Genomic DNA, 26,665 nt, shown 5'->3' with positions numbered 1-26,665 from the left:
CGGAAAGCCCAGTAGCTAAGGTAATTGTTTGCGCTCGCTGCTGCTGCGCAGGAGAACCCAGACGCTGCTGAAGGTAATCACCAGCCCAAACAGTGATCTCATGAGGGACAGGACTACGGATTCCACATTTGAGGTTATGCCGAAGTAAAAAACGGCTGCCACCATGGGCGGAACAGCGAATTTCAGGCTGAGTACAGCCGGATGCTTCTCTGTCCGGCGCTTCCGGCCGGCATAGAGCCGGTACAGCATCATGAATGCGGGGGTATCCTTCTGCAGACCGGCATTCCGGCCAATCCGCAGCGTCCCGGATCTGAAACGGCGTGAAGCGCGGAAGGACTGGAAGAACGGACTTCCTGCCCTTCCGCTTCCAGGCCTCTGGCGGCAACCAGCAGCATCAGCAGATGGCCAAGCGGCCAGCCGGCAGCGGCTGCTGCAAGTGAAGCATACAGCATAAAACCGGGTGAGCCGGGGGCTGCTGCCTGCACACCGGAGTACCCGGTGCCATAAATGCCGTCAGCTATAAACGGTGACATCCATAATGCAGTGTACGGAATGAAGAGCAGCAGTGCTAATTTGGCCGGCTGCAGAAACAGGCAGATTGCGAGTCCGAATATCACGGCGAACGGCAGAAAAATCAGAATGAACAGCGTATATGCCGCAACCAAATAGAGAAGTTCAGGCATGGATAACGGTGGATACCAGCCGCTTCGGACAGAATAGAGATATAGCATAACGGCGGCCAGGAGAACTGCAAGCGTCAGCTGAAGGCTATGTCCGAGAAGACTGATCATTTTGGCATACAGCAGCTTCAATCTGGAGTGGGGAAAGGAGAGTATCCAGTCGCGGGAGCCGGCGTTCATAAAGCTTAACATACTGACTGCCGAAAGGACTGTCACCGCTGACCATACCAGCAAAGCGGCATAGATGAAGGGTGTGCGTTCCGATGATCTGGAGCCGGGAAGGTAGATGCCGATTAACACCGTGCCGAAGACCAGAATCAGGGCTGTCAGCAGCCTGTAATGTTTACCAAGTCTTGAAAGGTTATAACGGCTGTACTCCAGCCGGACCAGCGTCTTCATCGCGTTCATGCGAACACTTCCCTGTAGTGAGATTCGACCGATTTCCCGGAGCGGCGCAGCCTATCTACATCTTCAATGCTGCGGATCGTTCCTTCGCCGATCAGAATCAGCCGGTCGAACAGCAGCTCCATTTCCCGGATGTCGTGAGTGGCAATCAGAAAGGTGCGCCGGCCGTCGGCAAGCTCACCGACTACAGCGGAAGCAATCCGTTCGCGGGAGAGAAGATCAACACCGGTGAACGGTTCGTCGAGGATAATCAGCGGTGCTTGGCGGGACAGGCAGGTCAGCAGCTGCAGCCTTGCCTCCTCGCCGCGGGACAGTGAAGAGATGGCCGGCTCCATGGAAACATTGAGCTCTGCCTGCAGCTCCAGCGCTTTGACCGGGTCCCAGTCCGGATAGATTCCGGCGGCAAAATCCAGCCATTCCCTGACGCTCAGCCAGCCGGGCAGATTGCTGCGGTCCGGCAGGAGTGACAGCATGCCGAGCTGCTCTATGCCCGCCGGCTGGCCGAAAATCCGTACAGAGCCTGTATCCGGGGCGGCCAGTCCGGCTATAATCCGCAGCAGCGAGGATTTGCCGGCCCCGTTAGGGCCGAGCAGGCCGGTCAGGCTGCCCTCGGGAATATCGAAGCTGATGCCCTGGAGAATGCTCTTTTTTCTTCGCGCAAGCCCGAGTCCCCGGCACTCTACCGCCGCAGGCCCTGCAGCCGCCTCCATACTGTAACGATTAGCTGTCATGTGAATCCTCCTTATCAAATTCCAGCAATTGCGCGGCCGTGAGGCCCAGCTTTCCGGCAGCCGACTTAAATTCCCTGATTGCCTTGCGCATAATATCTTTACGTGCCTCGCCAATCACAGCTGCATCCCTGGTGACAAAGGTTCCCTGCCCGCGGTAGGTAACAATCAGGCCCATGCGCTCCAGCTCCTGATAGGTTCTGGCTGCGGTGGTAGGGTTGACGCCCCTGCCAGCCGCAAGCTCTCTTACGGAGGGCAGCCGCGAGCCGGGCGGTATATGTCCGCTGACAATTCTTCCTTGTATAGCCCAGGCGAACTGTTCGTAGATTGGCAGTGAGGGGTTGATCTGAAACGGTTCCGGCAAAAGCTCAAAGGACTGATCCATGGAATACCCCTTCCTTCTCTGACTGATTCCTGAGGTCATGTGTATGGAGGATAACCATACACTTTATATTTGGAGTGTACCACTACACACCATACAATTTCAAGCGAGATTAATCACATTGAAAAATCAGGCTTTGTGATGTTGGACAATAACGTATATAATTTGTATGTTTATTGGAACAATACAAATTTTTTATGCTGTTATGAAGCATGTGAAAGGATGAGCCGTTTGGCCTCGCCATTTCCTGAATTTCCTAAATTCAGATTTTTTAAGCTGTCGCCGCCCCAGATTCTGGTGGGGGGATTTGCTGCAGTCATCCTGATTGGAACACTGCTCCTGATGCTGCCCTTTGCCAGTGCATCCGGTCATTCCCTGACATTTATAGATGCGCTTTTCACGGCAACTTCAGCAACCTGTGTAACCGGGCTGGTTGTAGTGGATACCGGCACCCATTTCAGCCTCTTCGGCCAGATCGTTATTCTGTTGCTGATACAGGTCGGGGGCCTCGGTTTTATGACGATGGCAACCCTGTTCGCGCTGCTGCTCAAACGCAAAATCTCGCTGCGTGACCGGCTGATTCTCCAGGAGGCAATGAATCAGAGCTCGATGGAGGGGATTGTTCGGCTGATCCGCAAGGTGCTTGTCTATTCGCTGGTTATTGAGACAGGCGGTGCGGTTCTGCTGGCGCTCCGCTGGGCGGCGGATATGCCGCTGGGCCGTGCATTGTATTACGGTGTGTTTCATGCCGTTTCCATGTTCAACAACGCCGGATTTGATCTGTTTGGGGAGTACCGCAGCCTTACCGCTTATGCCAGTGATTCTGTTGTGAATCTGGTTGTCATGCTGCTGATTGTCTCAGGCGGTATCGGGTTCATTGTGATGGCCGACCTGATTGAATACCGCAAAAGCCGCCGGCTGCAGCTGCACAGCAAGGTCGTTCTGTCGATGACGGGGGCGCTGATCCTAACCGGTGCAGTAGTGATTTTTGTGTTCGAGTTCACCAACACCCGTACACTCGGTTCTCTTAACTTCGGCGGCAAAATCTGGGCCTCATTCTTTCAGTCGGTAACACCGCGTACAGCCGGTGCCAATACGGTAGACATCGGAGGCATGCGTCAGGCCACACAGTTTTTTATAATCATCCTGATGTTTATCGGCGCCTCTCCGGGCTCCACCGGCGGGGGAATCAAGACGACTACCTTTACGCTGATGATCGGGGCGGTTGTCTCTATGCTGCGGGGGCGTGAAGATATTGTTCTGTTCCGTTACCGCCTGGCCCAGGAGCGGGTATTTAAGGCGCTGACGATTACGCTGCTTGCCCTGCTGCTGATTGTCTCTGTGTCGATGGTTCTCTCAACCACAGAAGGCGCCCGTTCCTGATGATCCTGTTTGAGACGACATCGGCGTTTGCGACCGTCGGGCTATCGATGGGGCTGACACCGGAGCTGTCTGATGCCGGGAAAATCCTGCTCTGCCTGACGATGTTTGCGGGAAGGCTTGGTCTTTTAACACTGGCCTATGCACTCGGTCCGAAACAGGGTAAACCATTGTATAAGTATCCGGAAGGTAAAATGATCATTGGATAAGGGGTTAAAGTGATGTTAAAAGCACAGCAGTTTGTTGTGATCGGCCTCGGCCGTTTCGGCTCCAGTCTGGCGCTTGAGCTGATGGCTATGGGCTACGAGGTGCTCGGAATCGACCATCTGGAAGATCGTGTAGAGGAAATGAATGGGCAGCTGACCCATGCGGTCATGGCAGATGCGACTGATGAAGGCATCATGCGTTCTTTGGGTGTACGCAATTTCGACTGCGGGATTGTTGCCATCGGGGACAATATGGAGCGGAGTATTTTGACGGCGATTCTGCTGAAGGAATTGGGAGTAAAGCAAGTGGTTGCGAAGGCGATTACGATCCTCCACGGGCGTGCGCTATCCAAGCTAGGCGTGGACCGGGTTATTTTTCCGGAAAGGGATATGGGTATCCGTGTAGCGCATCAGCTGGTTACTCCCCATCTGCTGGATTATATCGAGATTTCCAAGGACTACAAAATCGTCGAGCTGACCGTTCCCTCCTGTATGGACGGAAAAAGCCTCTCTGAGCTGAACACCCGTGCCAAATACGGCTGCAGCATCATCGCCCTCAACCGCAAAGACGGAATTATCGTTGCCCCTACTGCCCATGATTATGTAAGCCAGGGAGATATTATGGTTGTCATCGGCTCCAATGAGAGTATCGAGGAGTTTGAAGACGGGGCGGTTAACGCGGATTAAAAGGAAAGATAGAGCAATAGCTATAATACACTGTAAGCCTGGACTCCCGTCTTGGCTTTTTTATTTTACCGGCCAATTATTAACGGCTTCGAATACCGACGAATAGGCAGATTTGATATTAGTGCGGTTGACCTTGTCATTGTAGAGTCCGGTGGCCCATACCTGGGCTTTGCCTTCTAAATTCAAATACCCCGTCGCATACATCCCGTTGTTCATGTCCGGAACGTCCTCATAGGCAACATCTTCAAGAATAAACGGCACATAGGATTTCTCCGACTCGATAAAAAAGAACGGAATACCCGCGCTCTGATACACCTCCGCATACCGGGCGTCCGCAGCTTCAGATAAATGCTCCTTCATAATGAATACAGCGTCATATTCGGCTGACAGTGATCGGCTGTTATCGTATATCTCATCCATGGTAACAGCAGAGAACACTACCTGCCGTTCTCTGACGGACGGTGCTTCTCCTATAACGGCTACATTCAAGGCCTTGCCTGCATATAGAGGGGTGTCTATGGAATCGGACGTGGTGTCCAGAACCAGGGTACAGCCTGACAGAATAAATGCCGCCACAATGATCAGGGGATAGATAAGTTTCATGTCACAAACTCCTTGTCTGCTAGTCAATAGTTACTAAATGATAGATGACTCGTGCTCATATTCAAAATAAAAATGTCACAAATGGATAATATTTAATGTTTCTAAAAAATGTCCGTTTTCAACATTTTAATTATTTTTTAATTGGTATTTATTTGTTTTCACAAAATTTTTTCGAGAAATTTCACTGAAGATATATATTAACTGATTCTTGTAATGTTAAAATAACTGTAAGCTTGCCAATGTTTAACGGTTTCCACAATATAACTTGTAAGCGTTTAAAATTTCATCTAAATTAAAGTAGGGGGAAGTAACATGAGCTTGCGTTTTGATTTTGGAGCTGCCGGAGCAGCAGAAGGATATACCAAAGTGTCCGCTGCAGACAGCTACGATGCCGGAAAAGGGTATGGCTTTACAGATGTGTCACAAGTAACGGAGCATGTCCGGGGGGAAGAGCCGCTTGCCGGAGATTTTGTTATACCTTTTAATACGGCGTTTGTGGCGGACGTGGAAGACGGGAACTATATTGTCTCTATTCTTACAGGGGATGAGGCGGCGCCGTCCTGCACGACATTGAAGACTAACGGTGAAAGGCTGATTCTTAACAATTACCGCACAGTCACCGGTCAGGTCTCCCGTGAGCTGTTCGGTGTTAACGTGCGCGGAGGCCAGCTGAAGCTGAGATTCGGCGGAGTTGCCCCAAGGATCAACGCACTGGAAATCACGAAGACAAGTGAGCAGATCACGGTATATCTGGCCGGCGATTCAACAGTGACGGATGTCGGCGATGAAAAGGGCTTTCCGTTCTCCGGCTGGGGGCAGATGCTCCAATACTTTTTCAAGCATGATGTCACGGTTGCCAATCATGCTGTGGGAGGCCGCAGCTCCAAAAGCTTTATCGGGGAAAACCGGCTTCAGCCCATTCTGGACGAGATCAAGGAAGGCGATTATTTGTTCATCCAGTTCGGGCATAACGACCAGAAATGGGATGAGGCCCGCCATACTGATCCGCTCACAACCTATCCGGAGCATCTGCGCCAGTATATTGAAGGTGCGCGGGCCAGGAAGGCGATCCCTGTGCTGGTCACTTCTGTGCACCGCCGGTATTTCGATGCTGCAGGCAAGCTGACAGACACACACGGAGCCTATCTGGAAGCTGTAAGAAAGCTGGCTGAGGAGGAAGCGGTTCCGCTGATTGACCTGGCCGAGAAGAGCAGACGCCTGTTTGAAGAGGCTGGGCCGGAGGCAACCAAGTCGATTTTTCTGTGGGGAGCGCCCGGGGAATGGATGAACCATCCCGGCGGTACCGTTGACAATACGCATTTCCAGGAGCGCGGCAGCCTGCGCATAGCTGAGCTGGTGGTTCAGGGAATAAGGGAGCTTGGACTGCAAAAGCTCATTATGTTCCTCAGATAGCTGCTGTAGTCATCTGCAGGGATTAGAGATTAAGGGGGGCACACTATGAAAAAAATACCGATGATGCTGCAGCTAGCGTTAATTCTGTTCTGTATCATGGCTATTCCCACGGCCATCCTTACCTGGTACAGCGGGTCGCAGATTATTGAGAACTCAGAGGCAGCCATCGGGGAATCAACGCTTGCCGGACTTAATGCCAACCGCAAGCTGAATGAAAATGCCCTGGCCAATTTGGCCCAGGACACGTCACGTCTGGCGGCAACGAGTGTGTTTGACCGGATCCGCAGCTTCGAGACGTACGACGAGATTAATTCCAGCTTTAATAATTACAGCCGCGGCAAGGATGTAACGAACGAACTGCTCAATCTGAACCGCCGTGTAGATGGCGTATCCTCTTCCTACTTTTATCTGGAGGGTTCCGATTATGTAGTTTCTACGGACAAGAGTGTGACCAAGCTGGAACGCTATGAGGCGATGGACTGGGTGAAGGAGGCCCTTGAGGGCCAGAGGGGGATCAGCGGTGTATGGGTTCCCCGCAAGCTGGATTCGGGCGAGAATGTCGTTTCCTATGTGTATCCGCTTAACCGGCTGTCGTCCAACACACACGGAATAATTGTAGTCAATATGAAGGAAAGCCAGATCGGCAAATACCTGAATGCCACAGAGGTCGGTAACAGCAGCAATCTGCTTCTGGATGCAGACGGCAAGGTGATCTCCTTCAATGATAAATCACTGCTGCTGTCAGACGGCTTTGAGCTGCCGTTTCTCCGGGAATTGCTGGATCAAAATATAAGCGAAGGCTACACGTTCCGTGAACTGGACGGCAAACGGATGGTGTATGCCTGGACCCGTTCGGCATTATCCGGATGGTGGAACGTCAGCTGGAGCTCACTGGATGAGATGATGGCCGATTCCCGGGAGATGCAGGGAAATATTATTCTGCTTACCGGCGCTATTATTTTGCTTGGAACCTTATTGGCTATCTTTTTTGCCACCTGGCTGTCCAGACCCCTCCGGCAGCTAGTGCAGACCATACGTTCCAAAAGCGATTTGAACGTGGCAGGCAAAAATGAGCTGGCTTTCCTGGACATGGCCTTTAAACGGATGCAGGAGGAGGAGGAGAGCCTGTTCCAGCTGCTGCAGGAGCGTGAGCAGGATACCCGGAGTCTCGCTGTTCACCGTCTGCTGCGCGGCGAAATTCCTCCGCGGATTAACGAAATTTTTCCTGAAGCTTACTACCGGGTAGTTGTTGTCTCGATCGACCGTTACAGGGTATATGTCGGCAATACCAATGTGGAGACACGCAGCTATCACCGTTATCTGCTTAACACGAAGTACGAGAGTCTGTTCCCGGAGCAGATTCTGGCCAGTTCGGTTTATCATAACGACGGCTGCATGGTCATCGTGCTGAATTTTGCGCCGGATGAGGATGGAGCCGGCAGAGGGCTGATTCAGCAGGTGCTGGAAACGATACGGGATGAATCACTTGCGCTGCTGGAGCATACCGTCACGATAGGGGTAAGCGATGTGGCGGATGCGCCTGAAATGGTAGCCGAGCGGCTGTTTGAAGCGATGGAATTGATCAAGCAGCGGATGATCAACGGGGCCGGAAGCATTATGTACTGGGAGGATGAGGAGGAGCACAGCCGCAAATATATCGACTTCGACTGCAGCGAGCGGCGGATTCTCAATTTCCTGGACGCCGGTAACCTGGAAGGGATTTTCAAGGAGCTGCAGACTATCCGCAGCCAGATCAGCGCAGAAGAGAATATTTCGTACGATAATATTATGTTCATCTATCACCAGCTGATGGGAGCGACGATCAAGCATCTGCGCGAGAATCATATCGGTACGGGAAGAATGATCGTAGGCAAAGGTAATATCTACAGTATTCTGGCTGCTATGGATACGCTGGAGGAGCTGGAAGAGTACCTGCATGAAATGTTCCGCGAAATCGTTCAGAGCCTCGACCACAGCCCGGGTGAAACGAATCACGGGGAACGGATCGTTCAATATTTGAAGGAGCACTACCGTGAAGAAATTGTTTTCGAGGATATGGCAAAAGAAATCGGAATCAGCTACTCCTATATGCGCAAGATTGTGTATGAGCAGACCGGTAAAAGCATGATTGATTTCCTGAATCAGCTCCGCATCGAAAAGGCCAAGGAGCTTCTGCTGGACACCGACCTGACCATTAAACAGATTGCCGCAGAGGTAGGATACTATAACCTGCAGAGCTTCAACCGCTTTTTCCGCAAATATGAAGGTATGCCGCCGAGCAGCTACAAGTCGGCCAAGAGTAAGGGCTCTTAGGAGCCCCCTCGGGGCCGCCAGCCGGCGGTTTTTATTTGTTTTTCTTATTAATGAAAGCGTTTTATTTTTGGGAATGCCTATCATATTTGATTATAAACAAGCTGCAAAAGCCGATAATACCGCGCTCTAATCAAATTTGATGGGAATCATCAATACTCATGATTTTCAAAACCGGATAATCGGGATACATTGGACTCACACCGGATCACACAGCCGGCCAAAAGATAAAAATGTTGCAGGGGGTGAGACTTTGAAAGCTGCAAGCGCTTCACAAACAAATCAGGCTCTTATATTAAGAAAAAAATACGGCCCGCTCTATTATTTGCGCCGTGACTGGCAGCTGTATCTGCTGGTATTATTTCCGCTAGCTTTTGTAATCGTTTTCAAATACATGCCGATGACCGGGCTTGTAATCGCTTTTAAAGACTACAAAATTGCCAGAGGCTTCTGGGGCAGTGACTGGGTAGGATTTGAAATCTTTCAGGAGATCTTCTCCAAGCCAGACTTCACACGGGCTGTGCGCAATACGCTGCTGCTCAATGTGCTTGACCTTGTATTCAGCTTCACGATGCCGATCATTCTGGCGCTGATGCTGAACGAGGTAAAGAGCATCAAGTTTAAAAGGGTAAACCAGACGCTGCTGTATCTGCCGCACTTTCTGTCCTGGGTTATTATCGGGGCGATTGCGTACCAGCTGCTCAGCGAAGGAAGCGGTGCCGTCAATAATGTCATTGAATTGATGGGCGGGACCCGCGTGCCGTTCCTGCAGGAGGATACAAACTGGCTGGTCAGCTATCTGGCCATCGGAGTATGGCACAGCATGGGCTGGGGAACGATCATCTATCTGGCCGCAATCAGCGGAATCAATCCGGAAATGTATGAGGCGGCAACCGTGGACGGGGCCGGACGCTGGAGAAAGGTATGGAATATTACGCTTCCTTCCATCCGGGCTACGATTGTAACGCTGCTGATCATGAGTCTGGGGAAAGTGATGGACGGCTCGTTCGAACGGATCTGGTCCCTGCAGAATAAGGCGACTACTGAATTCACGACCACCATACCTGTTCTCGTATACCGCTGGGGGATTGAATCGGGTAACTTCAGCCGGGCGACTGCAATCGGGCTCTTCCAGTCCGTCATCGGGATTATCCTGGTCATATCAGCTGACCGCCTGGCCAAGAAGCTTGGCGAGGACGGAATACTATAGAAAGGAGAGGAACCATGAAAGCATCAACCGTAACTCCTGCCGCAACCGGCAAATGGCGTATAGATATCTATGATCTGCTGATCAAATTCGGTCTGATCGTTGCTTCGCTGGTGTGTCTGCTGCCGTTCGTGCATGTGGCCTCCAAATCCCTCAGTTCAGATTCCTACGTTATAGCCAATAAGGTTTTTCTGTGGCCTAAGGGCTTTACCCTGGAAGCTTACAGCAAGATTTTTGCCGATGCCAGTATCCTCCGGTCCCTGTACATCTCGGTTATCGTAACCGTACTGTTCACGATTCTGGGGATGATCCTGACCATCTGCGCAGCTTATCCGCTGTCCAGAGCCCAGTTCAAGGGCCGCCGGGTCATTACCTTCATCTTCCTGTTCACGATGTATTTCAGCGGAGGGATTATTCCGGATTACATGAACATCAATAATCTGGGACTGATGGATACGATCTGGTCACTGGTACTGCCGCTATCCTTTAGTGCATTTAACCTGCTGATCATGAAAACCTCTCTGACGAGCAGTATTCCGGTCAGCCTGGAGGAATCCGCACGGATTGACGGTGCCGGACATTTCCGGATTCTCTGGAACATTGTGATTCCGCTTTCCAAGCCGATTATCGCGACGCTGTCACTCTTCTACGCGGTTGGACGCTGGAACGCCTATCAGGACGCCTTGTTCTATATCAAGCATGCGACTGATCTGCGGCCGCTGCAGCTCAAGCTGTATTATCTGGTCATTCAGGCCAGTGAGAGCTTCCAGCTCGAAGCCACTACGGTAACGCTCAGTAATCCTGAAGTTCTGAAAGCCTCAGTCGTTGTGTTTGCTACTTTGCCTATTCTCTGCATCTATCCCTTTGTCCAGAAATACTTTGTACAGGGTGTAATGCTCGGAGCAGTCAAAGAGTAATTATATGTTTCACAGCAGGAATACTTCAATACGAAAACTATAATTGGGGGAATTGCGATGAACAAAAAAGGGTATGTATCATTAATGATGGCCTCGGTCATGACGGCCGGCATGCTGGCCGGATGCTCCGGCAACAACAATAAACAGAATGCCGCGGCCACTAACAGCCCTGCAGAGACAGCGGCAGCTACAAACGCTGCTGCCGAAGGGAAATACCCGGATTATTCACAAGGCTTCAAAGAAAAGGTTACGCTGGATATCCCGGTCTATGAGCGTGCGTTCGAAGGCTGGAATGTCACAGACAACTATTACACCCGCTGGGTTCAAAAGGAATTCGGCGACAAGTACAACATCGACGTTAACTACATTCCGATTACCCGCAAGAGCGAAGTTATCGACTTTGAACAGCTGCTGGCGTCGCACAAAGCTCCGGATATCATTTTCCACTACGACATGCCGCAAGCGCTTACTTACTATGGTGAAGATGTTATGCAGCCGCTGGACTGGTCTGAGATCGAAAACTACGCCCCGACTTACTGGGCGAACATGGGTGAGACCATCAAGCAGTACGGTATTGTTGACGACAAGAACATTTTCTTCTACGCAGCACGTCCGGAAGCTGACAACTTCACTACCATCATCCGTAAGGACTGGGTAGAGAAGGTCGGTATGAAGGTTGAGGACCTGACTTCCCTTGAGAAGTACAATGAGATGCTCGTGAAATGGAAGGAAGCCGGACTCGGTGTAACCGGGGGCAGCTTGACTGCAAACAGCTTCAACTATAACTATGCATTCCGTGACTGGCCGATTGATGCCAATTACCGTGCACTATACTCCGACCTGAGCGTTGCCGACTTCACTACTGCTGATACTGAGCGCTGGCTGCGTAACCTGAACTATCAATACAACAACGGACTTATTGATAAAGAATTCTATCTGCGCACCGACGAGCAGAAGATCAAATCGGAATTCGTTTCCGGCAAAACAGGTACCTTCGGCCTCTATCTGACCAATAATACGGATGTTATTTCGGCAACACTGGCCAATGATCCTAACGCTGAATTCGCTATTGTGCCTCCGTTTGCAGGAGTTCCTGAAGGCCGTCAGCCGCAAGGCCGCGCCTACTGGCCGTTCGGCTTCATCATGGGGATCAATTATGAAACCACTGACGAAGAACGCGCTGCAGTGTGGATGTATCTGGAATGGCTGAGCCAGCCGGAGAACCTGTTCAAGTTCCAGAACGGTGTTGAAGGCGAGAACTATACGCTTGACGCAGAAGGCATTGCTGTTAAGAATCCGGACTTCAAAGGTGAATCTGTATTGTCCCAGAACAACAACAAAGACTACTGGGGTCTTGTAACAGAAATCGCCCAGTACCCTGATCCTGAGAAAACACTCAAAGCAAACCTGCGCAACTGGGCGCCTGCCGGCTATGAATATCTGGCTGACGATCTGGTGAAATACTATAACGAAGTAGCGGAATTCCGTACACCGGATGCTATGTTCACTACTGTACTTGAGAAAGTTAACGAATACAAAGCAGACCTTAATACCCTCTTCCAGGAGCTGTATGTGAAGATTGTACTGGCACCGGAAGCTGACTTTGACGCCAACTATGAAGCAGCGAAGAAGACTTACCTGGATGCAGGGTACCAGGAAATCCTCGACGAGAAGCAAAAAGCAATTGATGCAGGCCAGTTCCGTTAATCCGGGAGTACCCCTGTATAACTGAACAGCGCCACAGTTAAACCGTCCCCGGCGGGCCGATCCATAGCGATATGGAAGGCCTGCGGGGATTTGCGTTTTACTCACGGCCTGCGAGGAACACTTCCTCTGTAACCTGTACAAGGCAGCGGGCAGCTGTGCTCAGTCCGCCGCTGCTCGGATAGATCAGGCAGGTGGTGCGCTGGGTCTGCTCCAGCTCCTTGATGTGCAGGGAGACCAGCCCGCCTCCGTTCAGCAGCTCCGGACGCAGGTAGGATTTCGGCAGCAGCGCAGCGGCCTTGATTGTCGGCAGGAGCCGGACGATTGCCTCGAAGGAGTCAATCTCCATCCTTACGTCAGGATCGGTGCCGCAGCGCTGGAACAGCTCATCGGTCATGCGGCGGTACCAGGTGCCCTTGGAGAACAGGATCATCGGCAGCCGGCTGAGGTCATCCATCGTCAGCTTTGCATTCAGGGTCAAGGGATGGTGCTCGGAGACAACAAGCCGGAGCTGGTCCTCAAACAGCGGAATGCAGCGCAGGCCCGGCTCCTGAATGGAGGAGGCGACAATGCCGACATCGCTCCGGCCTTCGCTGACCGAGGAGACAATCTCATGCGTCCGGCCGGTAACCAGCTTCAGCTCGGCAGCCGGATATTTCTCCATGTAGGCGTTCACAAGCGGCGGCAGCGTCGTCTGCAGGGTGGTAAGGCTGGCCCCCAGGGTGACGAGCTGCGGCTCGCCTTCCTTGAATTTGGACAGCGCTTCAAGGAAATTGGAACGCTGCTGACGCTGTTCAAGCGCATAAGTATAAGTAAGGCGTCCCACCTCAGTCAGCTCCAGCCGTTTACCGAACCGGTTGAACAGGGTAACGCCAAGGCGTTCCTCCAGCTTGGAGATTTTACGTGAAAGGGCAGGCTGGGACAGATTGAGCTGGCGCGAGGCCCGGTTGAGGCTGGAATGCTCTACAACCGCGGCAAAAATGTCCAAATCATCGAACATAAGGGTTCTCCTTTGACCAATCTAGGGTAATGCTGATACTGTACGCTCATTGTCTATGGATGAAAGTGATATTACTCATAGCATAGCCGCCACTACAAGCTTGTCCTGTATAGCAAAAAGGCAGTATAGCCGGGAAATCTCTGCTCTAAATGAGAATTATTATCATATTAAAAATATTCTTATGCAAATATAGTATAACGATTAATAATTAGATTGCAATTCCCTTATAAGACAAAAAAGAGTAACATAAAAAGTGACACAAGATATTCACATATTGTGAATGTTAGAGCAAAGTCCGGGAAAACAATGGATAACGGTGAAAATAGATGTCTGGTGAGCTGACGAGGCCTTTCTTCCCCTGTTTCAACTGTACTCCCGGCGGTGTATGCTCATTAATGAAAACGCTGTTTTAATCGGAAAGGGGACACTTTGCATGAGAGGATTTTATTCCAGAAAGATTCATTCCTTGCTCGGCGTTATCCCGCTCGGATTCTTCTTCATCGAACACATGATGACGAATTTCGCGGCAGTAGAGGGTGGCGCTTCAGGCTTCACCGACAGTGTGCTATGGCTGAACAGCCTGCCGCTTGTCTTCTTCCTGGAATTGTTCGGGATCTGGCTTCCGCTGCTGTATCACGGGGTTTACGGGCTGTATATCGCATACCAGTCCAAGCCGAACCTGAACCGCTTCAACCTGGAAAGAAACTGGCGTTATACCCTGCAGCGGATCAGCGGCGTCATTACCTTTATCTTCATTGTCTGGCATATGTTCGAGACGCGTTTTCAGGTCGCCGTAGGCAATGTTGAACATGAGGAGCTCGGCGGAGTCATGCATGAAATTGCGACCCAGCCGCTGATGCTGGCGATTTATGTGATTGCAATCATTGCTGCCTGCTTCCACTTCTCCAACGGCCTGTGGTCCTTCCTGATCAGCTGGGGAATTACCGTCGGCCCGCGCTCGCAAAGAGTGTCCTCTATACTTTGTCTCGGTCTTTTTGTCATCGTAACCTTTATGTTCCTGATCTCCCTGTTCACCTTCCGTGACAGTGAATTCCAGACCGCGGCCAGTGCCGCACAGCATCTCCGTACACTGCTGTAAGCGGGTGGAGGTCTGTTACAAGAGACGGTTTTGTATGAACCTATATTAAATGTATCCCTACAAAACTTTAGGAGGAACTCTCATGGCATCAGCCGATATCATTATCGTGGGCGGCGGGCTGGCTGGCCTGATGGCTACCATCAAGGCAGCGGAAGCCGGCGCACATGTTCATCTATTCTCTCTCGTTCCCGTCAAAAGATCGCACTCGGTCTGTGCACAAGGCGGCATCAACGGAGCTGTCAATACAAAAGGTGAGGGCGACTCGCCCTGGGAGCATTTTGACGATACCGTCTACGGCGGTGACTTCCTGGCGAACCAGCCTCCGGTCAAGGCGATGTGTGAGGCGGCGCCGGGAATCATCCACCTGATGGACCGGATGGGTGTTATGTTCAACCGCACGCCGGAGGGGCTGCTCGATTTCCGCCGCTTCGGGGGTACGAAACGCCACCGGACGGCTTTTGCGGGGGCGACCACCGGCCAGCAGCTGCTGTACGCGCTTGATGAGCAGGTACGCCGCTGGGAGGCCGAAGGCCTTGTGACCAAGAGCGAGAACTGGGAGTTCCTCTCGGTTATTCTCGACGATGCGGGCGTCTGCCGCGGCATTAGCGCACAGAACCTGAAGACGATGGAAATTCAGACCTTCCCGTCCGATGCGGTTATTCTGGCCAGCGGCGGTCCGGGGATTATTTTTGGCAAAACAACCAACTCGGTTATCAATACAGGAACTGCAGCCAGTGCGGTCTATCAGCAGGGTGTGCATTATGCCAACGGGGAATTCATCCAGATCCATCCGACGGCAATTCCGGGCGACGACAAGCTGCGGCTGATGTCGGAATCGGCGCGCGGTGAAGGCGGACGCATCTGGACCTACAAGGACGGCAAGCCATGGTACTTCCTGGAGGAGAAATATCCGTCCTACGGAAACCTGGTGCCGCGTGATATTGCGACCCGTGAGATTTTCAACGTATGTGTGGATCAGGGCCTGGGCATTAACGGGGAAAATATGGTCTACCTTGATCTGTCGCACAAGGACCCTAAAGAGCTTGATGTCAAGCTGGGCGGCATTATCGAAATCTATGAGAAGTTCATGGGTGATGATCCGCGCAAGATTCCGATGAAGATTTTCCCGGCGGTCCACTACTCCATGGGCGGCATGTGGGTCGATTATAACCAGATGACTAACATTCCGGGACTATTCGCCGCAGGCGAATGTGAATACCAGTATCACGGCGCGAACCGTCTAGGCGCGAACTCGCTCGTCTCGGCGATCTACGGCGGTATGGTGTCGGGGCCGAAGGCCGTGGAATATATTAAAGGGCTTAAGAAATCCGTCCAGGATATTCCGTCCAGTGTATTCGACAGCTTCCATAAGCAGCAGGTTGGCAAATACGAGACTCTGCTCGGCATGTCCGGTACAGAAAACGCCTATGTGATCCACAAAGAGCTGGGTGAATGGATGACTGCCAACATGACCGTGGTGCGCGAGAACAAACGGCTTGAAGCGACCATCGGCAAAATTAAAGAGCTCAAGGAGCGTTACGGCCGCATTAATATGAGTGATACTTCACGCTGGAACAACCAGGGTGTAGCCTTCACCCGCCAGCTGTGGAACATGCTGGAGCTGGCCGAGGCGATGACGCTGGGGGCGCTGCTGCGCAATGAGAGCCGCGGAGCCCACTACAAGCCGGAATTCCCGAACCGTAACGATGAGGAGTTCCTCAAGACGACCAAAGCAACCTGGACACCTGACGGCCCGAAAATTTCCTACGAGGAAGTGGATGTCTCGCTGATCCCGCCGCGGGTGCGTGACTATTCCAAAGATTAAGCATAAAACTTTTAGGAGGTAACCGATATGGCGGAAACAGCTGCAGCTCCCAAAAACGTGAAATTTATCATTACCCGCCAGGACGCACCGGAGAGCTCGCCCTATACAGAGGAATTTGAGCTGGCTTACCGGCCGGGGATGAACGTAATCAGCGCTTTAATGGAAATCCAGCGTAACCCGGTCAACGCCAGCGGCGACAGCACGGTTCCGATCTGCTGGGACTCCAACTGTCTGGAGGAAGTGTGCGGCGCCTGCTCGATGGTCATCAACGGCAAGCCGCGCCAGGCCTGCGCAGCTTTGATCGACAATCTGGAGCAGCCGGTGCGGATTGAGCCGATGAAGACCTTTCCGGTAGTGCGCGACCTCGTTATCGACCGCAGCCGGATGTTCAATGCGCTCAAGCGCGTCAAAGCATGGATTCCGATTGACGGTACGTATGATCTGGGTCCGGGACCGCGGATGGCCGAGAAAAAACGCCAGTGGGCTTATGAACTGTCCAAATGCATGACCTGCGGTGTCTGCCTGGAGGCTTGCCCGAACGTTAACGAGAAAACCAATTTCATCGGGCCGGCTGCCATTTCCCAGGTACGGCTGTTCAACGCCCACCCTACGGGTGAAATGAACGCCGACGACCGCCTGGAAGCGCTGATGGAGGATGGCGGGATTGACGGCTGCGGTAACTCGCAGAACTGCGTACGCGCCTGTCCGAAGGGCATTCCGCTGACCACCTCAATCGCCGAGATCAACAAACAGACCACCAAGCATATGTTCAAGCGCTGGCTGGGTGTGTAACTCCATATTACTGGGCATAGGCGGCTGATAAAAAGGAAGCCGTTCAGACAGCTATACCGCTGTTTTAAGCTGTTCCTTAAGGCGAATTCCGCCTCAGGGAACGGCTTTTTTGTATATGTTCGGGACATGAACAGGCTGCGCTTTGCGGGGAGATTTTGCCGGAAACGCCTATATAAAGTACGATTGGTACAGTTCTGTGAATTATCGGCTCAGACATCACGCTGGTAAATGTTTGTATGTTTCTTTTTGCTGCCATAACGGGTACATGATATACATTCCGCAGATACATAAGCAGTGCAGGGTATAAGGGAAACTTAAACAAATTTAGGTCCATATGTTATAATCTCCTTAGTTAATGCGCTTTCAGGCCAAGGAGTACCGGGGAGGAATGACGTTGATTTGTAGAGAGCAGGATGGATTCATTGTAATGGTTAAGCAGCATGATCACGGACGGCTGGCCGGGGAGCTTGCGGCCTGGTTCAAAGAGGAGCAGGTGCCGGAATCCGTACGCCGGGATGAGGTGCTGTGGGCTATCGCCAACCACGACCGCGGCTGGATTGATCTGGATGAGACGCCTTTCTGGAATGATGCGGAGGATTCGCCTTACAGCTTTATTGATTTTCCCGTTGTACCCAAGCTGACCTTTTACCGGCGCGGGCTAAATGAGATTGAAGCTGTGTCATCTTATGGTGCACTGCTGTGCAGCCTGCATTTTGAACGGCTGATTGAAGTGTCCGGAGAGGAGAATCCGGAGCTTGCGGAATATCAAAAGGATGAGGCAGAGCGCAGAGCCCGCATTCACCGCGAGCTGGAGCAGCGTAATGTGCCGATTGGCGAGGATGAGCTGTACTATGACGCCAGGCTGCTGCAGTTCTGCGACGATCTGTCACTGTATATGGTGCTCAACAGGCCGGGAAGCCCCAAATCCGAGGAGCATCCCTGGTGGACAGACGGCTTTTCCGGCAGTGAGGATTTCAAGTTTACTTCAGGCCGGACCATTACCGCAGAGTGGAAGGATGAATCGGCGCTGATGCTTGAGCCGTTCCCGTTCACACGGGAGGTAGAAGCGGTCTTCAAGCTGCGCCGGGTCAGCCGGCAGGAGATTGCAGCCAAGGGCATTGCCCGCGCCTACCGTGACACACCGGAGGAAGAATGCCGGATTAGGCTGACCGGGCGTCCTGAGGAAGAGTCTGCTGGCGCATAGGGAAGCGCGGAGAACATTACTTGCCGCAGTGCTTTAATGTGTATAACGGCACCGTGCGAAACGAAGTTCCAATGAACAGGAGTGTGATAGCGGTGACCGGATGGATATGGACCTTTAATGCGGGTGTAATAATCCTGCTGTCGCTGCTGTTCTACCGGCTCAGAAGGAAGTGGGTAGGAAAGGCGGTACTGCTCGTTCCGGTGCTGATTTATGCGCTGATCTCAGCGGAGGATTTGCTGAACTGGATTGACCTGGGTTCGATTGTTCCGGGTCAGCGCGGGCTGCGGGCGCTGATTCTGCTGTTTGTGCTGGCTTCGGTGCTGTTCTATATCCTGTTCATATTTCATGAAATCAAGTTATCCAATGACAAGGAGGTCAGGCTGCAGCAGACGCTGGTCCGCATCAGTATTGCCGCCTTTACCTGCATTCTTTTCTTTACCATCGTATATACATCCATTTATAAGCTGTTTGGACAGTCCTCCTTTCAGGGAAAGGGGCTGGGAGAAGATTTGCTCAGCCAGCTGATCACCTTCCTCTATTTTAGCGTTGCTACCTTTACAACGGTGGGCTACGGGGATGTGGCACCGAGTGACAATACTTCGCGGCTTGTTGTCATTATGCAGATCAGTTTCAGTTTCATCACTGTGGCTTATGCCCTGTCCATGCTGGGACTGTTCCGCAAAATTCTCGGGCCGGGTACAGAGGAAGAAATTGAGGCTGAAATTGACGTGAAAATTGATGATGCAGTCGAAGACTATGAAGAAGAGAAAAGTGAAAAGGAATCTGGGCAGGCTGGTACAGCTGAAGATACACCTTCTACCAAATAGTACGAAAGGAGAATCTCCCTATGAATAGAGACTCGTCCGGGGCTTCTCCCAATATTATACAGGTTCCTCCGGGCGCCGGCCGCCGCTCAGGTGCTCCGGAACCCGGCAAGGCCGGGAGCCGCAAAATCACCCGCCGCCAGTTCCTGGCCCGGGGAACCGCGACCCTGTTCGGGGCAGGGCTGCTTACAGGAGGATATGCCTGGCAGGGGGAGCCTAACTGGCTCGAGGTTACGGAGCTGGAGCTGCCGCTGGGCAAGCTTCCTTCCGCTTTTTCCGGTACCCGGCTTGTTCACTTCAGCGATGTCCATCTGGGCTTCAATAAAGATGCCGGTGATGTGAAACGGCTGGTGAAGCATATTAAGGAAGCCAGGCCGGATATGATCTGCTTCACCGGGGATATAGTGGACAGTGAAGCCGAGGATTTGAACGATTCGGTAGCCCTGCTGGCTGAATTAACCGCTCCGCTGGGTAAATACGCGATTTTTGGCAATCATGATTATAAAAATACAGAGCTGCTCACCCGTCTGCTCCAGGCTGCGGGTTTTGTTGTCCTCCGGAATCAGTCCTATGTGGTCAGCCGGGGGGGCGCGCGGATTGCAGTTGCCGGACTGGAGGACATGCTCAAGGGTACTCCCGATCCTGCCGCTGCACTGAAGGACATTCCGGAGGATATGTTCACGGTGCTGCTCATGCATGAGCCGGATTATGCCGATACGGCGGAGGGTTATCCCTTTCATCTCCAATTATCGGGACACAGCCATGGCGGCCAGATCCGCATGCCGTTCATTGGAGCACCTTATACGCCTTACGGTTCGCTTAAATACATAAGCGGTTTATACTACACCGCAGCAAAAGCCATGCCGGTCTATGTGAACAGGGGCTTCGGCGAAACCTATATGCCCTTTCGGCTGCTGTGCAGGCCGGAGCTGACGGTGCTCACCCTGCGCCAAGCTTAGCGGTGTATATATCAGGCCGAAGCTGCTGAACCGCCATTAACTGCAGAGGAGAGGGAATTATATGATTACTTATGAAACGGTATCATTCACCGCCCGGCAAGGAACAGCAGTTGAACTTAGGCAGATGCAGCCCGCTGAAGCCGGCAGGCTGAAGGCTCTTCTCTCGCATCCGGAGGTTCAGCCGCATATCGTGATGCGCTGCGGAGCCGGATCGCAGCAGGCGGTTCTGGACAAACTGGCCCAGCGGATGATTCATGCCCATGATCCCTGTGCCCTGCATGCCGGGATTTATGCCCGAGGCGGGCAGGACCTGATCGGAACAGTGTCCCTGCAGAACTGGAACCGGCATGAAGGCAAGGCCGTGTTAGGTTACATGCTGCATCCGGACTGGTGGGGGGCAGGCTTCACCACTGAAGCTGTCGGGCTGATGCTGAGGTATGCGGTGCAGGAGCTGGGCCTGCTGAAGGCGGAGGGGCGCTGCCGCGGCAGCAACCTGAGAAGCGAGCGGGTCATGCTCAAAAACGGACTTGTCCTGGACCGGATTCTGCCGGTGGCAGACGGCTCGGGCGATGTCATAAAAGTGTTCAGCATTGTTACACAATTGAAATAAAGCCGTTATCAAACTCTAACAGTGTCCGGTTAAACTAAGTACATGACCCCCTTTTGAAAATATAACTGCTGTTGGGACCCGGTGCTCCGGGTCCATTTTTTTTTGTGCGTAGAGCTGTGGCAGGGCTGAGCTGGGCTTTATGCCCGGAAAACTGGCGGCTGCCGATGCTGCCGGGTTATGATAAGGAACAAGAATAATGTTCATTACAGCCTTAGGAGGAATCAACCATTGAATGAAGTGCTGAACACCCTAAAGAATCACCGTTCGTTCCGGAAATATGCGGATAAGCCTGTGGAGCCCGAGAAGCTGCGGATGATTATCGAAGCTGCGCAGGCAGCCCCTTCCTGGGTTAATGGACAACAGGTTACTATCATTGCTGTGCAGAACAAGGAGCGCAGGGAGAAGTTTGCAGCGCTGAGCGGTAATCAGAAGCATGTGGCGGAGGCACCGGTCTTCCTGGTGTTCTGTATGGATTTTTACCGCACCAAGCTGGCCGCCGGGCTGGAGGACCAGCCGTTTGAGGCAGCGGCGGATGCCGATGCCCTGCTTGTCGGGGCCGTCGATGCAGGAATTGCGCTGGAAAGTGCAGTGGCTGCTGCCGAATCCATGGGGCTTGGCATTATTCCGATCGGCGGCATCCGCCGTAATACCGCGGAGGTTATTGAGCTGCTGGAGCTGCCGGAGTTTGTATTCCCGGTAGTCGGTCTGTGTATCGGCTACCCCGGTGAGGAGCTGCCCAAGAAGCCGCGTCTGCCCCTGGAGGCCGTGTACCATGAAGAACGTTATAACCGCGAGCTTGAAGGGAGCATCCGTCAGTACAATGCGGAATTCCGGGAGTATCTGAAGTCGGCCGGCCAGACGGAGCGGGACTGGAGCGCGGTCATCGCCCACTTCTATGCGCTGAATCCGCAGTACGGGGATGCCGGTAAGACCCTTCCTAAGCAGGGCTTTATCTGCAGCAATCTGCAGAAATAAACAGAGCACCGCAGCATTAAAGGACAGTCAGGGCAGCAGATACGCTGCCCTGGAGCCTTTGTTGCTGCGGTGCTTTTTTTTGACAAAGAGTGGTCAATTATTCAATAGGTACGGCAATCTGTTCACGCCGCTTGTAATACACCCACTCTTTAAAGCCGATTTCCTTCAGCCGTGCTTCTACAGCACCCCGCTGGTCGGCTACCCGGGAAGGCTTATGCGCATCAGAGCCGAAGCTGACCTTTACGCCGTAGTGCAGGGCACGCTCCAGAATGTCATCCGAAGGATACCAGCCGCCGCACAGCTTCGTGCCTCCGGAGGTATTGATCTCAATTGCGGTTCCGCATTCCCCGATGACCCGAAGTGTTTCATCAATCTCTGCGGCAGCAGGAATATCACAGAACTCCGGATAGTTGCCCTTCATCGCATCGATATGGCCGAGAATCTGGAACATGCCGCTGCGGGCGGAATCAGCGATCAGCCGGTAATATTCCGCTTTGACGGCCTGCCTCTGCTGCTGGCCGAGCTTTTTCCAGCGGCTCTTATTAAATATGCTGACGCCGTGAACGCTATGTACGGAGCCAATTACATAGTCAAAAGGGTAGGCGGCCAGCGTAGCCCTGTACAATTCTGCATGCTCGGGGAAATAATCCGATTCAATGCCGAGCAGGACGTCAATTTTGCCGGCGTATTCTTTTTGCAGGTACAGTACTTCTTCTATATAGTTTACAATCTCCGATTTAGCCATGGCGATATGGGGAAAGGCCTGCTCCGCCTTGTGACCGAAGTATGGGGTATGGTCGGAAATTCCGATAACGCTAAGACCGGCGGCGATTCCGGCCTCTACATAATCCCTGATGGTTCCGTCGGCATGGCCGCAGCGGAAATGATGGGTGTGCAGGTCGAACTTCATATGTGTGGACATCTCCTTTGGCCATAGTGTGTGTACGTCAGCAGTACATCATACCGTTTATTCTGAACCGATGAACTGGGTTTCCGGCATGCCCTTCAGATCGCTTAGAAACTGGCGCATGGCTGAATTGACATATTTGCCTGATTTGGTTATGACACCTACGGGATGAGTAACCTCCAGCTCGATAATCGGGACAATTTTGAGTGTTCCATTGCGGACCTCGGCCGTTACAGACTGCTTGGAAATAACGGCTGCGCCAAGATCAAGCTCGACCATCCGCTTCACTTCCTCGCTGCTCGTCAGCTCCATGATAACCTGAGGCTGGATGCCGTGCCTGGCCAGTACATCATCGACGAATCTGCGGCCGACCGTATCAGGAGAGAGCAGAATAAGCGGTGTGGTGCCGAGCGCTTCAATGCCCGCTGTTTTCATCTGGGCCAGCGGATGCCTTGGTGATACTACCAGCTCAAAGGTGTCATAATACAGCACCGAAGTCGTCATTCCCGGATTTTGCCCGATCAGGTAGCCGATGCCGACATCGACAATCCCGTTCTCCACCTGCTGATAGATCTGCGATGAGGACATGGAGGAAATCGAGGTTTTGATATGCGGGAACTGGTCCTGAAAATAGGACAGGATGCGCGGCAGAATCTGTATTGCAATGGAGGTGGTCGTTCCGAGAATAATATGTCCCTGGGGATTCTCGTCCAGATCGGCAAGCCGCTGCTTCAGCTCCTCCACGATGCCCACAATCTTCTCTGCATGCGTAAGGAATACTTTGCCCCTGTCCGTCAGGGTAACCGGCTGGTTCCGGTCTACAAGCTGTGTTTTGAACTCTTCCTCCAGACTTTTGATCTGTGCCGAAACTGCCGGCTGGGTCAGGTTAAGCAGTTCCCCTGCCTTGCGAAAGCTCATCGTCTTGGAGATTGTGATCAGTGTCTCCAGCTGGCTAATGTTCATAGATGTGCCCCCTTTTGCCTACCGAATCGTTCGCCGAATAGCTGAATTGTTATATAGTGTGGAAACCGGGCGTTCTCGCAGGATAATTAATCTGAAATGCTGTACAGGGAAATTGATGTTTTAAACAGGCTTATCTTACGCGGAGTGTTGGCATTTGATTAAATTATAGGAGATTACCTCCGGCAGGGCAATGCGGGGCATAAAACTATCTTTTGAATTCCTTCGACAAGAGCATTAATTTTTGGTGAATAATGCCGATATATGAAGTATAATTAATCATTATCGCTTAGGACTTTTGGTATATGACTAAAGCCAGGTAGAGGGGGGACAGCACTTTCATGAAAGCAGAAGTAATCAATCCATTTCTAGAGTCTGCACGCATTGTAATTGAGCAGGTGGTTCAGGTCTCGCCATCCACCGGAAATCTGGGCATCAAGGAAATTGAACTGATCGATAATCATATATGGATTCAGGTGGGAATGACAGGGCAGCTCAGCGGGGATATTATTTTCGGGCTTGAGGAGCATGTGGCGCTGAAGATGGTATCCGCAATGATGGGCGGCTATCCGATCGCAGAAATGGATGAAATGGGGCAGAGTGCCATTTCGGAGCTGGGCAATATGATCAGCGGAAATGCCAGTACGATTCTTTCCAATCAGGGGGTATCCGTTGATATTACGCCGCCCAAGCTGATGAAGCTGGAGAGCATGGCTATTGTTCCGCGCAGAGCACTCAGCATCCCGCTGCTGATGGAAGGCATTGGAGAACTCGATATTCAAGTGATGATTTCTTAGGCGGACTTTAGGAGCTGAAAGATATTCATGCAACAGCTTAAAGACAAGATTGTTGTAATTACAGGAGCTTCAAGCGGGATCGGAGCCATTACTGCCCGGATGCTCAGCGCCAAGGGAGCGGTTCCCGTTCTGCTGGCCCGTTCGGAGAAGAAGCTGAAAGAGACGGCGGCCGGAATTCCGGGCGTTTTTGGATTGTATATCTGCGATGTTACTGACGAAACTGAAGTGGCACGGGTGTTCACTGAAATCCTGGCGGCATACGGCAGAATTGATATTCTGCTGAACAACGCCGGCTACGGCAAATTCGCGGGATTCACCGAGATGGAGCCGCAGGAGTTCGATGATATGATGGACGTCAACTATATGGGCATCGTCCGCTGTACCAAGGCGGTTGTTCCTCATATGCTGCAACGGGGCAGCGGGCAGATTGTCAATGTAGCCTCAATGGCCGGCAAAATCGGCACAGCCCGGTCGGTTGCCTACACGGCGACCAAGCATGCCGTGCTGGGCTTCACCAATGCCCTGCGCCAGGAGCTTCGCAAGAGCGGAATCACCGTATCTGCGGTCAATCCGGGACCGATTGCGACCGACTTCTTCAAGACGGCAGATCCCTCCGGCAATTACCAGAAGAATGTGGCCCGGATGATGATGACCCCCGAGTATGTCTCCGCCAGAATCGTCAAGCTGATGGAGAAGCGCAAGGAAGAAATCGATCTTCCCGGAATTGCCGGCTTCGGCATCCGGCTGTACGGTTTGTTCCCCCGCTTGGCAGACAAGCTGACTTATAACGCAATGAACCGTAAATAGAGGTGTATTTACAAGGAAATGGCCTTCCATTTGGTGGAGAGGCCTTTTTGGCATATAATGAAGATATTACTTAGCGAAAAGGATGAAACATACTTATGACTAACGCTTCTTTTGCGGCCATCGGCATCCAGGAGGACCTTGTTGCCCGATTGTCGGAATTCGGCATTACCGCCCCGTCTCCCGTCCAGGAGCAGACGATCCCGCTGCTGCTGGAAGGCAGGGACGTGCTTGCCGCTTCCCAGACCGGAACAGGCAAGACGCTGGCTTACCTGCTGCCGCTGCTTCAAGGGATTAACCCGGAGCAGAGAGTGGTGCAAAAGCTGGTGCTGGCCCCGACCCAGGAGCTGGCCATGCAGATTCTCCGCGAGGCGGAGCGGTACGGCGATCACCGCGGCATCAAGGTGATGGGGCTTATTGGCGGAGCGGCGATCAAACGCCAGATTGACAAGCTGCGCGAGCATCCGCAGCTTGTTGTCGGCACACCGGGACGCATCCGCGAGCTGATCGGCCTGCGCAAGCTCAAGATGCACGAGGTCAGCACGATTGTCATTGACGAGGCTGACCAGATGTTCCAGCTAAGCGGAGCCGGCGAGGTGGCCAAGATTGTCAGCAGCGCGCTGCGTACCCGCCAGCTGGTCATGCTGTCTGCGACCATCGGCCCGGAGACAAAAGCACTGGCCGCGCGGGAGATGAAGAACCCGGCCGAGATCGGCATTGACCCGGGCGTAATGACCGCCCAGACGCTGGAGCATCATTATGTGGTGACAGAGGAACGGAACAAGGTGGATATGCTGCGCCGGATTATCCGCCACTACAATCCGAAACGGGCGATTGTGTTTGTTAATGCAACGGAGGACATCGCCGAGGTGGAGGCAAAGCTGAACCATCTTGGTCTTACGGCGGCGGCATTGTACGGCGATGCCGACAAGGTTACGCGCAGCAACGTGCTGGCCAAATTCCGGGACGGCAAGTTCCGCGTGCTGGTCGCCAGCGACGTGGCGGCGCGGGGTCTCGACATCGAAGATCTGACGCTTGTCGTCAGCTTCGATCCGGCCTTTGACGCCGAGCACTATGTGCACCGGGCCGGCCGTACCGGGCGCATGGGCAAACGCGGGCTGTCGGTGACGATCGTCACCGAGCAGCAGACGTTTATCATGCGCAAGTTCGCCCGCGAGCTGGATATTCAGCTCGAGGAACGGGCCCTGTCCGCCGGCAAGGTGCTGCCGGCGGATGAAGCCCGCAGACCGGCGCCCGGCCAAGGCAGCGGGGGTTCGGGGCGGCCAG

The 26,665-nt window shown here is 52.8% G+C and carries 25 protein-coding genes and 1 pseudogene; 18 read left to right on the top strand and 8 right to left on the bottom strand.

From position 1 onward, the window contains the following. Positions 1–15: 15 nt before the first annotated feature. From AWJ19_RS20165 to AWJ19_RS20150, 4 genes are read right to left on the bottom strand one after another with little or no spacing between them, the layout of a single operon-like run. Positions 16–252: a hypothetical protein gene (locus AWJ19_RS20165; RefSeq protein WP_068726471.1), complete on the bottom strand. Its 237-nt coding sequence runs from the start codon at positions 250–252 to the stop codon at positions 16–18. Then, positions 249–1,088 (bottom strand): hypothetical protein, encoded by an 840-nt coding sequence (locus AWJ19_RS20160; protein WP_068726469.1) that lies wholly within the window; start codon positions 1,086–1,088, stop codon positions 249–251. Before AWJ19_RS20160 ends, AWJ19_RS20165 begins: the two co-directional genes overlap by 4 nt. Further along, entirely contained in the window at positions 1,085–1,816 is a 732-nt protein-coding gene (locus AWJ19_RS20155) for an ABC transporter ATP-binding protein (protein ID WP_241781819.1), read from the bottom strand. The genes AWJ19_RS20160 and AWJ19_RS20155 overlap by 4 nt, the downstream gene beginning before the upstream one ends. Continuing rightward, positions 1,806–2,198 carry a GntR family transcriptional regulator gene (locus tag AWJ19_RS20150; protein WP_068726467.1) on the bottom strand — a complete coding sequence of 131 codons (393 nt, stop codon included), beginning with the start codon at positions 2,196–2,198 and terminating at the stop codon, positions 1,806–1,808. Before AWJ19_RS20150 ends, AWJ19_RS20155 begins: the two co-directional genes overlap by 11 nt. A 219-nt stretch (positions 2,199–2,417) precedes the next feature. Here AWJ19_RS20150 and AWJ19_RS20145 point away from each other — a divergent pair. Together AWJ19_RS20145 and AWJ19_RS20140 are read left to right on the top strand one after the other, a co-directional pair. After that, positions 2,418–3,784: pseudogene (locus tag AWJ19_RS20145) on the top strand (TrkH family potassium uptake protein). A 12-nt stretch (positions 3,785–3,796) separates the two neighbouring features. After that, positions 3,797–4,468: a TrkA family potassium uptake protein gene (locus AWJ19_RS20140; RefSeq protein WP_068726465.1), complete on the top strand. Its 672-nt coding sequence runs from the start codon at positions 3,797–3,799 to the stop codon at positions 4,466–4,468. 60 nt (positions 4,469–4,528) lie between these two features. Here AWJ19_RS20140 and AWJ19_RS20135 read toward each other — a convergent pair whose 3' ends face one another. Then, positions 4,529–5,071, bottom strand: a complete 543-nt coding sequence (locus tag AWJ19_RS20135) for a hypothetical protein (protein ID WP_068726463.1) — start codon at positions 5,069–5,071, stop codon at positions 4,529–4,531. Positions 5,072–5,383: 312 nt separating this feature from the next. Between AWJ19_RS20135 and AWJ19_RS20130 the strand changes: the two genes are divergently transcribed. The 5 genes from AWJ19_RS20130 to AWJ19_RS20110 all read left to right on the top strand — a co-directional run bounded on the left by AWJ19_RS20130 (position 5,384) and on the right by AWJ19_RS20110 (position 12,625). Continuing rightward, positions 5,384–6,484, top strand: a complete 1,101-nt coding sequence (locus AWJ19_RS20130; protein ID WP_068726461.1) for a rhamnogalacturonan acetylesterase — start codon at positions 5,384–5,386, stop codon at positions 6,482–6,484. Between the two features lie 45 nt (positions 6,485–6,529). Further along, positions 6,530–8,797, top strand: coding sequence for an AraC family transcriptional regulator (locus AWJ19_RS20125; RefSeq protein ID WP_068726459.1), 2,268 nt, complete (start codon positions 6,530–6,532; stop codon positions 8,795–8,797). Positions 8,798–9,047: 250 nt separating this feature from the next. Next, positions 9,048–10,004: an ABC transporter permease subunit gene (locus tag AWJ19_RS20120; protein WP_241781818.1), complete on the top strand. Its 957-nt coding sequence runs from the start codon at positions 9,048–9,050 to the stop codon at positions 10,002–10,004. A 14-nt stretch (positions 10,005–10,018) separates the two neighbouring features. Further along, positions 10,019–10,918, top strand: coding sequence for a carbohydrate ABC transporter permease (locus tag AWJ19_RS20115; RefSeq protein ID WP_068726458.1), 900 nt, complete (start codon positions 10,019–10,021; stop codon positions 10,916–10,918). 57 nt (positions 10,919–10,975) lie between these two features. Further along, positions 10,976–12,625, top strand: a complete 1,650-nt coding sequence (locus tag AWJ19_RS20110; RefSeq protein WP_068726456.1) for an ABC transporter substrate-binding protein — start codon at positions 10,976–10,978, stop codon at positions 12,623–12,625. A gap of 97 nt (positions 12,626–12,722) precedes the next feature. Here the strand turns inward: AWJ19_RS20110 and AWJ19_RS20105 are convergent, their stop codons facing one another. Then, complete coding sequence (locus tag AWJ19_RS20105) at positions 12,723–13,622, bottom strand: LysR family transcriptional regulator (RefSeq protein WP_068726454.1); 900 nt, start codon at positions 13,620–13,622, stop codon at positions 12,723–12,725. A 433-nt stretch (positions 13,623–14,055) separates the two neighbouring features. Between AWJ19_RS20105 and AWJ19_RS20100 the strand changes: the two genes are divergently transcribed. The 8 genes from AWJ19_RS20100 (at position 14,056) to AWJ19_RS20065 (ending at position 21,910) form a co-directional block, all read left to right on the top strand. Further along, positions 14,056–14,721, top strand: a complete 666-nt coding sequence (locus tag AWJ19_RS20100) for a succinate dehydrogenase cytochrome b558 subunit (RefSeq protein ID WP_068726452.1) — start codon at positions 14,056–14,058, stop codon at positions 14,719–14,721. Between the two features lie 82 nt (positions 14,722–14,803). Continuing rightward, positions 14,804–16,546 (top strand): succinate dehydrogenase flavoprotein subunit, encoded by a 1,743-nt coding sequence (gene sdhA, locus AWJ19_RS20095; protein ID WP_068726450.1) that lies wholly within the window; start codon positions 14,804–14,806, stop codon positions 16,544–16,546. A 27-nt stretch (positions 16,547–16,573) separates the two neighbouring features. Continuing rightward, positions 16,574–17,338 carry a succinate dehydrogenase iron-sulfur subunit gene (sdhB, locus tag AWJ19_RS20090; protein ID WP_068726449.1) on the top strand — a complete coding sequence of 255 codons (765 nt, stop codon included), beginning with the start codon at positions 16,574–16,576 and terminating at the stop codon, positions 17,336–17,338. Positions 17,339–17,732: 394 nt separating this feature from the next. Next, positions 17,733–18,542, top strand: a complete 810-nt coding sequence (locus tag AWJ19_RS20085; RefSeq protein ID WP_068726447.1) for a DUF3891 family protein — start codon at positions 17,733–17,735, stop codon at positions 18,540–18,542. 92 nt (positions 18,543–18,634) lie between these two features. Next, on the top strand, positions 18,635–19,369 hold the full coding sequence (locus tag AWJ19_RS20080; protein WP_068726445.1) for an ion channel: 735 nt from the start codon (positions 18,635–18,637) through the stop codon (positions 19,367–19,369). Between the two features lie 20 nt (positions 19,370–19,389). After that, entirely contained in the window at positions 19,390–20,325 is a 936-nt protein-coding gene (locus AWJ19_RS20075; RefSeq protein ID WP_068726443.1) for a metallophosphoesterase, read from the top strand. A 61-nt stretch (positions 20,326–20,386) separates the two neighbouring features. Further along, entirely contained in the window at positions 20,387–20,935 is a 549-nt protein-coding gene (locus tag AWJ19_RS20070) for a GNAT family N-acetyltransferase (protein ID WP_068726441.1), read from the top strand. A 237-nt stretch (positions 20,936–21,172) separates the two neighbouring features. Beyond that, on the top strand, positions 21,173–21,910 hold the full coding sequence (locus AWJ19_RS20065) for an NADPH-dependent oxidoreductase (protein WP_241781822.1): 738 nt from the start codon (positions 21,173–21,175) through the stop codon (positions 21,908–21,910). 97 nt (positions 21,911–22,007) lie between these two features. Here AWJ19_RS20065 and AWJ19_RS20060 read toward each other — a convergent pair whose 3' ends face one another. Next, entirely contained in the window at positions 22,008–22,820 is an 813-nt protein-coding gene (locus AWJ19_RS20060; protein ID WP_068726437.1) for a histidinol-phosphatase, read from the bottom strand. Positions 22,821–22,877: 57 nt separating this feature from the next. After that, on the bottom strand, positions 22,878–23,780 hold the full coding sequence (locus AWJ19_RS20055) for a LysR family transcriptional regulator (RefSeq protein WP_068726435.1): 903 nt from the start codon (positions 23,778–23,780) through the stop codon (positions 22,878–22,880). A gap of 338 nt (positions 23,781–24,118) precedes the next feature. Between AWJ19_RS20055 and AWJ19_RS20050 the strand changes: the two genes are divergently transcribed. The 3 genes from AWJ19_RS20050 to AWJ19_RS20040 form a co-directional block, all read left to right on the top strand. Further along, the gene (locus tag AWJ19_RS20050; protein ID WP_068726433.1) at positions 24,119–24,574 is read left to right on the top strand and encodes a chemotaxis protein CheX; all 456 of its coding nucleotides are present in this window, start codon (positions 24,119–24,121) and stop codon (positions 24,572–24,574) included. Between the two features lie 27 nt (positions 24,575–24,601). Then, complete coding sequence (locus tag AWJ19_RS20045; RefSeq protein ID WP_068726432.1) at positions 24,602–25,381, top strand: SDR family oxidoreductase; 780 nt, start codon at positions 24,602–24,604, stop codon at positions 25,379–25,381. Positions 25,382–25,476: 95 nt separating this feature from the next. Beyond that, a partial coding sequence (locus AWJ19_RS20040) for a DEAD/DEAH box helicase (RefSeq protein ID WP_068726431.1) occupies positions 25,477–26,665 on the top strand: 1,189 nt, incomplete at its 3' end.

Source organism: Paenibacillus sp. DMB5, assembly GCF_001517085.1.
Lineage (GTDB): Bacteria > Bacillota > Bacilli > Paenibacillales > Paenibacillaceae > Paenibacillus_AQ.
This window is presented reverse-complemented; position numbering and strand designations above follow the sequence as displayed.